General features: G+C 63.6%; 8 protein-coding genes. 2 read left to right on the top strand and 6 right to left on the bottom strand.

Annotated features, from left to right (window positions below; translation table 11 throughout):
• Positions 1–87 precede the first annotated feature (87 nt).
• On the bottom strand, positions 88–1374 hold the full coding sequence (locus G3N18_RS00375; protein WP_196382349.1) for an RNA-binding domain-containing protein: 1287 nt from the start codon (positions 1372–1374) through the stop codon (positions 88–90).
• Positions 1375–1501: 127 nt separating this feature from the next.
• Entirely contained in the window at positions 1502–3508 is a 2007-nt protein-coding gene (locus tag G3N18_RS00370; RefSeq protein WP_196382348.1) for an ATP-binding protein, read from the bottom strand.
• Positions 3509–3855: 347 nt separating this feature from the next.
• Here G3N18_RS00370 and G3N18_RS00365 point away from each other — a divergent pair, with 347 nt between their 5' ends.
• A complete protein-coding gene (locus tag G3N18_RS00365) occupies positions 3856–4563 on the top strand; it encodes a hypothetical protein (protein WP_196382347.1) in 708 nt (235 codons plus the stop codon).
• Positions 4564–4602: 39 nt separating this feature from the next.
• On the top strand, positions 4603–5103 hold the full coding sequence (locus G3N18_RS00360) for a hypothetical protein (RefSeq protein WP_196382346.1): 501 nt from the start codon (positions 4603–4605) through the stop codon (positions 5101–5103).
• Between the two features lie 301 nt (positions 5104–5404).
• Here G3N18_RS00360 and G3N18_RS00355 read toward each other — a convergent pair whose 3' ends face one another.
• The 4 genes from G3N18_RS00355 to G3N18_RS00340 form a co-directional block, all read right to left on the bottom strand.
• Positions 5405–5734, bottom strand: coding sequence for a hypothetical protein (locus G3N18_RS00355; RefSeq protein ID WP_196382345.1), 330 nt, complete (start codon positions 5732–5734; stop codon positions 5405–5407).
• Between the two features lie 203 nt (positions 5735–5937).
• Positions 5938–9426, bottom strand: coding sequence for a MobF family relaxase (gene mobF, locus G3N18_RS00350; protein WP_206692810.1), 3489 nt, complete (start codon positions 9424–9426; stop codon positions 5938–5940).
• 372 nt (positions 9427–9798) lie between these two features.
• The gene (locus G3N18_RS00345; protein ID WP_196382343.1) at positions 9799–10641 is read right to left on the bottom strand and encodes a hypothetical protein; all 843 of its coding nucleotides are present in this window, start codon (positions 10639–10641) and stop codon (positions 9799–9801) included.
• A 12-nt stretch (positions 10642–10653) separates the two neighbouring features.
• Positions 10654–11526 (bottom strand): hypothetical protein, encoded by an 873-nt coding sequence (locus G3N18_RS00340; RefSeq protein WP_196382342.1) that lies wholly within the window; start codon positions 11524–11526, stop codon positions 10654–10656.
• Between the last annotated feature and the right edge of the window lie 69 nt (positions 11527–11595).

Raw genomic sequence — 11595 nt, 5'->3', positions numbered from 1 at the left:
ACGCACCGGTGGCAGACGCACCGGGTCGATCCCATACCCGAAGCTGTTAGTCGGATCGGAGCGCGGGGATCTGCCTGGGGCGTACCACTACGGCTGTTCCGGCCCGAAGGCTTCGATTTGGATGCCCTGGAGGAGTTCCCGCGTCGCGCCCCTCCAGTTGAAGCGTTGCAGGAGATCCAGGGCGGCATCGACGGCGAGTTCTCTCGGGTTCGTGAGTCCTTCTTCCGGAGTCAGGAGGATCTCGTAGTCCCAGGCGTCGTCGTTGTAGGCGTAGGTGCCGTGGAGACCGGAACGGTTCCGGTGCGCGGCCACCAGGACAAAACGGTGAATGTTGTGAAGGGCGAGCTCGATGCTGATGCGCTCGCCGGCGAATTGTGACCGCTGTAGTCGGCCAGCGAACTCGATCACCTCAGTGAAGTGGAGAACTGGCACCCAGATCGGGAGGTAGCCGTTGATCGGCTCCCGGTCATCGAGGAAGCCGTCAGCGTCGGGGCCGAACTCTTCGATGGCGCGGCAATCGAGAAACTGGCCACTCTCGAAGAACTGCCACGTCTCAGGGTGCATGCTGTCGTTCTGTTCACCCACCCAATCCCGCCCTGATGTTGGGCGCTGCACCCACGGGAAGGGCCAACCGCGCCAACGAACGGTGGCATTCTGCACCGCCGGGATCAGCTCAGGGAACGGAATCTGCCGCGCGCTGAACGTCTCTGGGTGGATGGTGGTGACTAGTTGCGGCGACGTCGCGTTCAGGTGGAAGCCGCTGCTCCGGGCAATCTGCACCTGGGCTGCGAACTCGTCACGAGCCGCGGTAGTCTCTGCTTGGCTCAGGTGCACGCCCGCCTTCTGTGCGGTCTCGAGGAAGCGAGCAAGTTGCTTCTCGGTGGCCAGTGCGATCACTTCTCGCAGCTCGTTCTGCGTCATGGATGTGGAGCTCTCGGGTTTCGCCATCGAGCGGGTGTAGAGCTGCCTTGCGACGATGCGCTTGGGGTAGTCCTTCTTGCTGAGAATCGGGATCTCAGAGAACTCCGCTACTTCGATGATCGCGACGCAACGACCATCCGGCAGTTCGCCGCGGCCAAGCTGGATCCGGACCGGCGGATCGGCGTAGGCGTTGATCTGATCCGTCACATCGTCAAACGACAACCATTGCTTGAGTTGCTCGTCGCTGAGCCCGGTTCCCGCGGCATCGATCCCGTCCTCGCTGAGACCGACGATGACGTAACCGCCATCTCGCTGATTCGCAAGTGCGAGGACGGCGCGCGCTACGTTCGCGAGGAATGCCCTGTCGGTGCGATCGCCCGCGCTCTTGAACTCGACTCCACGCTGCTCGTATCCGGCTTCGATGATCGCCGCGAGCTGTTCATCATTGAGCACGTTTTTCCTTTCGGCACCTCTGCGGCCGCATCTTTTCTGCTCGACCAAAGGTATCGGCGGAGAGATGCATGCCAAATGTCACGTCAGCGAGGACTGTGTGCCTCACTGTACCCAGCGGTGCCGACCGCTAGTTGTTCCCGCCGCGGGGCTCCTCGTCAGCGGCCAACTTGTCGGGGATCAGCTCCGAATACTCTTCACGGATGAATGCCAATCCTTCGGCAAGCGAGGGGTCGAACTCGAGAGAGCTGGTCACGAAGTCCAAGCGTCTCTTGTTCTCGTCGATGATGTCTCGCCAGCGGCGCACGTACGCTCGCACGGTCGGACGGCCGGGCTTTTTGTCGGGTTCGAAGACCAGTCCAAGTTCGCGGTCGGATCCGATGATCGAGTTGTCCATGACACCGTCGTAGTCGGTGACCACGAGGATGACTTCCCAAACCGAGCGATCGCTCGCGAACGCGGCGTTGTCGGCGACGACGTTGATGTAGTCCTCGATCTGGTTCCGCTCGGTGCGTCCAGCAGTGATGCCCGGCGCCTTCAGCTCGATCACGAGATGACGGATTCGGTCGTGCTCCTTTGCCTTGACGGCGAGGTGGAGATCTATTCGTCCACTCTTGCCGTCCCATCGTTTGACGGGCTCGGCCTTGCCTGTCGGCAAGCCTTCGAGCTTGAGGTGCGTCCGCAGCATCTGTGTGAGCCCTCGCTCACTATTCATGAAGTGGTATTCCTCGCCGAAGATCCAGAGCTCGTGCTCGAGAATCTTGTGGAGGTGGTCGCGTTCGCCAACCTTCTTCGAGTCGTCTGGGTCGAAGAGCAGGTGCTCGAGCCCGGCGAGAAACTTCGTGCGACTTGTCACGAGGTTGGCGGCTCGGATCACACCTGCGAGCGTTGTCTCGCTGAGCAGCTTGGTGAGTGCCTGTCGATCTTGCTCAGTGAGGGCGACGAACTCGCTGACCAGCAGGGCCAAGTTCTCCGGATCAGTCTTCAACGCATCGCGAAGAAGGTTCAGGGTCAGCTGTGCTCCGTCCTTTCGCTTCGGGATCTGCGGCACGAGGGCACTAGACACGATGTCGAAGACAGCTCGCTCGGCCTTGTCGGCTTCAGTCGTAGGCTCCGCCTCGTACGGGTAGATACCTTTCGACTTCCACTCGTCGATTTGATCGCGACGGCGCGAGCGACGGCGCGAGGCGAAGTGCTCGCGGACGGCAGTCTTGGTGGCTCGCCACACGGCGCCGGCCGGGTCTGGAGCCATCTCGCCGAGTCCGAGCTCCGACAGCGAGTCGACGTCGAAGCCGTTCCAGGTGACGTAGGCCGAGTAGGCCGTCTGGCTCTCGAGTTCGGCCCCCGACATTTCGACGACGAATCGCTCCGCGTCCTCACCGAAGTAGATCGCGCGATGCTTGCCCGTGCGCCATTCGATGATGCGGATTGAGAGCACAGCGTTCTGGTTGATGTCGAGGCCGACTTCGACAGTGGTGTCATCCAATATCTCATCGCTCGGGTTGAGCTTTGAGCCGTCGAAGATCACCGTCAGCGAGTCGTCGTTGAGGAGCACTGGAGCGAAGTGAGACGTAAGAGTCGCGAGAGTCGTGTCGCTGAGAAGGGAGTTAAGGCTGCGGTCTTGTTCGTTCAGAGCGGTCACGACCGTGCCGGTCGTCGTCTCGGTCGAAGGTGAAGCTTCCCAGCTGAAGGGTTCTGCCCGCTCTTTGACGCCCTCGATGACGATACGTTCGCTCTCCCCGGTCATGTTGACACTCTCGCTCGCCCACGTCACTCGTGAGCCGAGCGCGAAGGCGCGTAGGCGGCCCTCGCCGAGCTTCCCGTGAAGGCCGCGCTTGTCGTTCTTGGAGCGGCTGGCGAGCGCCTTCCATGACCCCCCAATACGCCCGAATGTGGCTTGCACCTCGTCCGACGTGATGCCGTGGCCGTCGTCCTCGACGGTCACACGCTCGATGGCGTCCAAATCGGTTCGCGCCAATTGCACGCGAACAGTGTCGGCCTCGGCGTCGATGGCGTTCCAGACAAGCTCGACGACAGCGCGAACGGGATCGCGCTCGCGCGCCAGGCGCGTGACCAGATCGCCGCCTGCTGATAGTGGAAGGTCCCTCACCAGACTCACTGTAGGGCCAACGCTCATGCTGAGCCCGTCGACTCAGTCAGGGAAGGGCGGCTCGTCGCCCCACATGCCGGAGCCGCCACGTTTTCCTGCACCACTGCCTCCGCGGTTCGCCGATACCGACGGGCTCGCTATCCTCGAGGAGTGCGTGGAGCGATAGACAATGCGCTCCCCCACGATCGTGCCCGCGTAGCGTCCCGAAGGGTCGAATACGTAGTCGCCCTTGATCCTGCCCACGTATGTTCCCGAGCGCGCAAATAACTTGTCACCGCTACGTCGAAGCGGACGGCCATTCTTTGTGTATAGGTCTGACACGGGATCATCGTGCCTGGGACCTCCGACATTGGCCGACGAAGTGAGGAGTCTCGGTGCCCCTAACTGAGGAGCAGAAGGAAGCCCGGGCCGCAAAGCGCCGAATGACGGCCGCGCTGAAGGCGGAATGGCGAGCGCACCGCGACGAGGCGAAGCGACGGGACTGGCAGGAGAAGGAGATGTACCTGACTCGCGAGCAGGCCGCGGCTGGCGAGCCGTGTCGGGGCTGCGGACTCCCGATCATCGATGGCCTCGGGAACTGGCCCGGGACGATGTACCTGACGGCGGAGCAGAGGGTCGAGTACGAGGCCGATCAAGAGCGCTATAAGGAAATGCATTCGGACTGCGACGCGCATCGGTGGAGTATGTCTGGGTCCAGGGCGACACACTGTGGCTACTGTTGCCCGCCCATCCCGATGTCGCGCGAGCAATTCGACCACATCCACCGCATCTTCACGAGCAGTCCGCGCCGCGAGGAGGAGCTTGACATTTGGGAGCGCACACTGACCTGCGGTCATGTCGTCGAGCAGAGCGTGCACCACACCAATCTGCATCCGAGCTTTTCGACGGCATTGTGTCCGGAGTGCCAGATGACTCGTGGCGTCGTTACCTCGACGAAGACGGTCGAGGCCTCCGCGCGGAAGGCGGAGGCCGAACGGAAGCATGATGACCGAGTCGCCCGGGCTGAGCGGGAACTCAAGATGGCAGAGAAGGCCGCCGTGGAGGCCCGGAAGAAGCTCAATGAGCTACGGGTGAACAGGTAGCCTAGGAGGCGAATCCGGACGTCGAGAAGAGGGGGTAGCGTGGCTATTAGCAGCGGTGATGAGCTGGCCGAGACGGTTGGCGAGTCGAGCGTTGAGAGCATCCCGGAATCCAAGTACCCCGACGTCGTGGCCTTGATTCCAGAAATGTCGGACGAGCTACGCGCCGAGTTGTTCGAGTTGGTTCCGGGACTCCTGCAGTTCTCGCTCGATGCGATGAAAGCGACGGAGGAGACGCTCAAGACGACCCTCGCCGCGAACGCACAGGATCAGGCGGAGTTGAGCGCCTCGTTCAGCGAGTTGCAGGCCATCGCAAAAGGCCGTCTTGACCGCGATGGCATCAGCGAGGAACACGAACGTTTCCTCTTCGAATACCTCATGAAATTGCAGGACACGCGGGTCGAGAGCAGTCGCGAAAACAAGCAGTTCATCGCGAACGAGGCTGCTGCTGCCCGTCGGGCGAAGATGTTTCAGTCGTCGCTGCCTGTGCTCGAGATGGCGATCATGGCCGGCGCACGGATCATGTTGACCCGCGGACGCTGATAGGCGATGAACATCTCGTCCGGGATCTTCCGGATAGCAAGGCCGTTCAGGTCTGCGCCCCGCCGTTTTTTCGCGCTGGTCAGTGAGTACCGACGTCCGGCTGGACCTGCGATCTGTGCGCAGTGAGGTGCGTGCGGGAGTGCGCTGAGCCCTTCGACGGGGAGATAAAAGGAACTTCCCGCATTCCACACGAACAGGAACAGCCCTCCCGCGGTCGGGTCAGAACCCTGCGGCGGGTTGAGCTCGCTGTGGAATTGCATGCAGGGCATCCAACAAGCGTGAGGCTCTCCACAGACTGGCGTTAACGTGGGACGGACGAACGCGCGCGTCGTTCATGCAATCTCGCTCCTGCGAGGAGCACAAGGCTCCACGGCCCGAAGAGGATGAGCTTCAGCGCGTTCCACAGGGCGAGGAAGAACAGGAGGTAGAGCCACTTGCTCCACCCTTGTTCGATGAGTCCGGTACAGGTCACAGCGATCAGCAGGTAGATGACGCCGAGGAGCATCGCGGGGATGCCCCATTTGAGGCCGCGACGGGTGCGGAGCACGTCGAGGAGGATGTTGGTGGGCATCCATCTGCGGAGGAAGACGCGGGTGTGGACGCTGGCGTTCCAGAGTCGATTCAGGAGCATGACATGGGCCTCACTTTCGCACGCAGGACAGCGGTGGTGTGGCTCGGTCCTGAGTGGTTGAGTGCCCGAGGTACCTCTCGAACGGTCTGCCGTTCCCTGCTTCTGAGGGGTTGGCGCGTGGTTGCTCCTGCCACCGCCAGGATACCCAAGTGCTCAGCGAGAAGGAAGGGCGAGCACTTTGAGGCGCTCCAGCGTCACAGTGCTTAGAGGGTCCGCCCGCCCGGTCGCTGCGGGGACTCTTGGGGCTCGCTAGCGTCCTGTTGAAGGCCGGTGAGCATGTCTCGGGTGCGTTCGTAGTCGATGCGTTGCGCATCGTCGACGGGTACGGGCCCCAGTGGGCTGGTCGAGGTGGTGCTCCATCGGTCGCGGTACGCAGCAACCGCACGGACCGCGACGATGCGAGCCTCGGCGTCGAGGACGTCGAGTCCTGCCGTCCAGGGAACAGGCTGTTCGAGCGCTGCTGTGGTGAGAGCGTTAAGGCGTTTGACCATGAGGTGTTCGCGTTCTTCGAGCGCTCGCTGCATCTCGAGATCAGTGATGCCAGTAGCTCGCGGGACAACACCAGCGATGAGCCCTGCGACTCGGCGAGCGCTGGGAGGGTAGGTGCTGGTGAGCTTTTGGATCCGGTACCGCAGCATCGACCCGAGATCATCGACCTCGTCGAGGTTTCCTGCGTGCACGACCCGTGGCAGGAGGTTTTCGATGTCGTGGCCGGCGGCTTCGAGACGCCGCAGCTCGGTGGTCAGGACCCCGAATGACTCGGTCTGGACGAGTTCATCGACCGCTTCGGTGGTGAGGCCACCTTGCTCAAGCAGGGCGATCCATCGGTGTTGCTGAGCTTCTTGGGCGATGGTGTCGTATTCGGCAGCCAACTGCGCCAGCGATCCCCCCGCTTCGTGCTCAGTGGTGATCGTGTCGTGGGCGGATTGTTCGGCACCGACGTGTTGCAGAATGCCGTAGAGGATGCTCCTGGCAGTCATCTGCAGGTCGTCACGGTGTTGATGTTCTTCGAGGTGATGTTGGTCGGTGGCGATGTAGGCGTGGTTGGATTCCCGGCCGCGAGTCATCGCAACGTAGAAGGACTCGCGGGTCATTTCTGGTGACGAGACGATCGCGTGCGCGGTATCGACCGTGGAACCTTGTGCGCGGTGCGCGGTGATCGCGTACCCCAGCTCGACATGTTCGCTCACATACGCGGCAGGAAGGGTGATGGTGGTGCGCCATTTGGAGTGGGCGCGGCGGACAGTGAGAGATCCGTCATCGTTCGCGCGGGTCACGGTCCACCGGTCGCCGTTCTTCACCCACCCTCGCCCTATCGCGAGTCGCCGATCGTTCTTCCGGGTGATGACCAGGTCGCCACGGGAAGCCTCGTTCCCGTCATGGAGCCGTACGCCGTCGAGAGCGACGTCACCGGCGAGAATGCGGTCGGTGCGGGCGCGGGTGTTGAGTTCGGAGACGGTGTCGAGGGTCTCGGCCACCAATACCGATGCTTTCCCTTCGGCTTGGTCGGCGCGCCATGCCTGATATGCCTGCTCGAGGATGTCCTCGTAGCCGCCGGGGGTGATGAGGTCGTGGTCGAGGTAGGTGTCGATGACGTCGGTGTCCCCGATCCGCAAGCCGAGGGAGGCGTGTTTCTCCCACTCGTTGCGGAACCGCCTGACGTCGGTGAGCTCCGGGGCATCGTCCCGGTCACGGACGACCATTCCGAACGCCCCACCCGCATCCACGGCCGCGAGCTGCGCCCAGTCGCCGACAAGGAGTACCTTCGCGCCGGCCTCGGTGGCGTGGGTGGTGATGGTGTCGAGCGCGAGGGTTCCGGCGAGGGAGGCTTCGTCGATGATGACGAGTTGACCGGGTGTGAGGTTCCAGTTGCCGTGGCGGTGTTCGTGGAGCCACTTCGCCGTGTTCTCCGTCGAGATCCCCAAATCCCCGGCCAGGACATCAGCGGTAGCCGCAGACGGCGCGAGACCGATGACAGCGCCCGTGCCGTGGCGTTTCTCCCACGCCCGCCGCAACGCGGACATCGTCGTTGTCTTCCCCGTCCCTGCCGGGCCGACCAGGACGTCGAGGGTGCGGCCGGAGACACCAATCTTCGCGATCGCGCGCTCCTGATCCGGTGACAGCACATGCCCGTCTCGGTTCTTCGTCCGCGCTGCCTGCTCAACCCATGCCAGCGGCACCGTCGGCGCGCTCCTGTCGTTCGACGCGGCGAGGAGACGATCCTCTGCCGCGAGCACCTGTTCAGACGAGAACACGGTCGCGGCTTTCGGGCGGAACACGCTCGACCCATCTGGGCGGCGGAACGTCGGCGGGCTCGACGCGAGCTCCGGCGGGCTCAACTGCAGAGAGACACGTTCTGCGGCGTCGACGATCTGCCGGGTGATCTGGTCACGGTCGGTCGCGGACGCGAACCGAAGTCCCATCGTCTGCCGGACTACCTCGGCGTGGAGGTTCCACCGTTTCCACGTTGACCGCCGATCACCCACCCGCGCCACCACGTCCTCGGCAACCTGCTCGAGATCGCCGAGGGGGATGTCGTCCGCGCGCAGCAACGGTTCCCCAGCACTCCCGGCCAGGAGGGTTGTGGCCCACGTCGGAGCGTCCTCTCCGAGAAGTTCGGTGGCGCGGTCTCGCCAGCCGGTGGTGAGGTCGCGCAGCGACTGGTGCTGCTTCGGAGGCCGCGTCTCCAACGTGGCCTGTTGCCGGAACTGCCACAACAACTTCGGAGACGGCTGCCTCCCATGTTTGACCACGTACTCGGCGACGAGGCGGTCCTTGACCTGCTCGATATCACGGGTGCGGGAAGAGAACTTGTCCATCAGCTCCTGCGGCACCCCGGCGATCTCCCACGCCGTCGACCGCCCCGCACCACGCTCCCGCGCCTCCCACCCCACGTCGAGCATCGCTGTGAGGTGGTCGGAGAGGACCGCGTTGTAATGTTCCGACAACCCCGTCACCGCAGCATGGATCGCCCGGGAATCGAGGGTCCGCCACTTTCCGTCATGAACGGCCTGGACACGGTTCGCGACGACGACATGGGTGTGGAGCTGCGGATCCGATGCTCTCGAGTCGTAGTGATCGTACGCTGCCGCGATCACACCTTCGACTTCGACCTGGGCGACTGCGCCCCGCGGCCCTTTCGCGCCGATCCGGGTCATCGCGACATCGCGCTCGAACAGCGCGATCACATCTTGGATCGCGGCGTGATGCGCCTGGGCAATCAGTGCCTGTATCCCACCGTCAGCGATCGCCCAGAGCGTCGAGACGGACTTCGGGACTGAGAACGTCAGATCGAACCCAGCCACCGGCGTGCCCGTCGGCTTCGCCGCCTCCTCGGCCGCGATCAGAGCGGTCTGGATCGCACGCTCCTCGTCGGTGAGAGTGCCGGAGAGTTTCTCGATGCGACGATCGACACGTTCCGCGGCGGTGGCGAATTTCCGGTACGGACGCCCCAGTTGCTCGACGCTGTTCGGGTCCTGCCCGAACCCCATCAAACGCCGCAACTGCTCCTCGCTCACTACCGTGCCCGCGGCCACGCCCCCGGGGAGCCCGACGAGCCCGGATCCTGTCCATGTGCCAGGAGGCGTGCCTGATTCGAGGTAGTACCTGGTCAGCGCAGAGGCGGCGTCACGGTCCCCATCCCCCGCCACAACAGAGTTCAGCAGATACCGGTATCCATCACCGGCGGTCATCACCCTGATTGACACGGTCACACGCTTCAGGTGCGACGCGGCGCTTCTGCGTGACTTCGACCGAGGACGAGGTGCACTCGGCGATGCTGTCGCGTCTCGTCACCCGGTCAGACTCGGTGCGTCGCCATCGCTGGCGGTGACCGCGCAGAGCAGCCACGCACGCGTGGGCACGGCGAGATCACGGGGATTGAAACCGACACCGTTGCACGGCGCGTTGGTCCCCGAACGGAGAGAGACGGACCGGGAGAAGGTAAGCAATCCCGGGCCGCAAGAGACGTAGTGGCGCCCAGACGAGACTGACTTGACCGTGCCGTCCAGCTTGCACCGAGCTCGCACGCTGCGGGAAGAGAGGGGGCCAGCTGGGCGGTCGACTTAGCTTCCCGGCGCTGGTTTGCGTAGAAGGGCGAGATGGTGCGGGCTCTCGATCGTCACCCAGGGCGTGCCGTTCTCGGTCTCGCCAAACCCTCCCTCGACGATGAAGTCGAACGAGTACTCGGAGCTGGGATCGAGGTCGGCGAACTCTTCGACGTGTGCGCGCTCGAGCGTCTCCCGGATATGTGTGTCCGGTATCCGCACGGCGGGGAGGTTCTCGTGCCGGAGGCCACTGTTGATCCACCCGTAAGGAGCCCGGACGATCGGACCCCAGACGATGCGTCGACGACCTGACGTCGGGACGTAGTCAGAGACGTGGGTGCAAGCGTCCCGGACAGTGCTCTGGGCGCCGTCGGATAAGGTCAGCGGCATTGTGGACGTCCTGAATGCGGGGTCATCGCGCAGCCGCCGAAGGAGCGGGCGAAGACCGATCGAACTGGCGTGGGTCTGGCGATTCCCGTGTCGAGGATCGTGCCGAAGGCCGGGCCGCGCACCGGTGGGTCCGTCGGAGTCAGTGGTAGAGGCCCCGCCGGGATCGGAAGTGTCGAGTCGGAGTACAAGCTCGCTGGCATCGTTCCAGATGGCTTCGTCTTCTCTCCTTTCCGCCTCGAAGGCGGCGCTCTTCGTGTCCGGGGACTTCTCCGCGCAGGTTCCGACGTGGTCGTGCGAGTAGAACAACGCAGGCTGCCCGTTGACGCTCTGGGAGCGGAAATGAACGGTCGCTCCGCAGGACCGGTCAGGGCAGGTCAGGCGTCCGCGATAGGTTGCCCGCTCTGCGGGGCTATAGCGCGCGAGTGTGGCGGCGCTGATCTCGCCTTGGCCGTCTACGCGGGCTGTCTGCATGAGGTTTCCTCGTCAGGGATTGTGTGTGGTCGAGCTGGGCGGACTGACGGCGTAGGCGTTTCGGATCCACGTTCGCATTTCAGCGGCGACGGAATCCTCGAGGGCCTCTCGGAACGGGCCGTTGAGGAGCGGCCAGACACAGTGCTTGACGACCACCGGGTGTCGGTCCGGATCAGGACAAATGATCGCGCCAATCAAACGGACGTACTTCATCGCTGCCTCCTCCCCCATCGACGTGATCGCTGCGACGACGGCTTTGAGCGCCTTCTCGATGAGCGCACCCAGCCAGTCATATTCATCGATCTCGAATGCACGGGCCACGCCTGAGCGCTGCCGGTAGATGTCCGTGACCTCGGCCTCGTCAGTCCGAGACTCGGAAGTGGCCTCACGCAAGAGCTGCATGACGCGGGCCACAAGGATCTCGGTGGATGCGTTCGCGAAGTCGCCCATCTCGTCGTACACGCGGCAGATCGCCGCGATCACGACGCACCACAGGTGGCGACTCTTCTTTTCGCGCGGTCCTGCGTTGGAGAGTCGCTTCTCCATCTCTTCGGCGATCCCGTCGGAGATCTCGGTCGCGAGAATCTCCACGGCATCGATCTCCCTGTCGCTCTTTACTTGATCGATGAGGGCGAGAACCAGTTCCATGATGACGCCGGTGAGCGCGGGCCGCCGTTCTCTAAAGGTGCTGTTGACAGTTGTCTGGTTGGCGGCCGGTACGGTGTTCTCCCATCGTCGGGGCTCAGCCCAGTGCTTCGCCTTTGTGCGGGTGGTCTCAGCTGTCGTGCGCAGACCCGCGATGAGGACACCGCCGTGCCGGGCGCCGCCACAGGGGCATGCACAGGTGTAGCTGGTGGCAGTCTCGCAACTCGAGGTGTGGCTCATGGATTTCGCGGTTCTTTCGCTGGGGGGACATGAAGCGTACGGTCAGATTCAGTGCTCCGATCACTTTCC

The sequence above is a fragment of the Microbacterium paulum genome (assembly GCF_015707995.1).
GTDB classification, from domain to species: domain Bacteria; phylum Actinomycetota; class Actinomycetes; order Actinomycetales; family Microbacteriaceae; genus Microbacterium; species Microbacterium paulum.
Note: the sequence above shows the minus strand (reverse complement) of the source record. Positions and strands in the feature narration are given on the sequence as shown.

What these genes read in the sequence shown, in the direction of transcription:
- mobF (WP_206692810.1), bottom strand. Translation starts at nt 9,426, where the DNA reads ATGACCGCCGGTGATGGATACCGGTATCTGCTGAACTCTGTTGTGGCG.
- G3N18_RS00370 (WP_196382348.1), bottom strand. Translation starts at nt 3,508, where the DNA reads ATGAGCGTTGGCCCTACAGTGAGTCTGGTGAGGGACCTTCCACTATCA.
- G3N18_RS00355 (WP_196382345.1), bottom strand. Translation starts at nt 5,734, where the DNA reads ATGCTCCTGAATCGACTCTGGAACGCCAGCGTCCACACCCGCGTCTTC.
- G3N18_RS00340 (WP_196382342.1), bottom strand. Translation starts at nt 11,526, where the DNA reads ATGAGCCACACCTCGAGTTGCGAGACTGCCACCAGCTACACCTGTGCA.
- G3N18_RS00345 (WP_196382343.1), bottom strand. Translation starts at nt 10,641, where the DNA reads ATGCAGACAGCCCGCGTAGACGGCCAAGGCGAGATCAGCGCCGCCACA.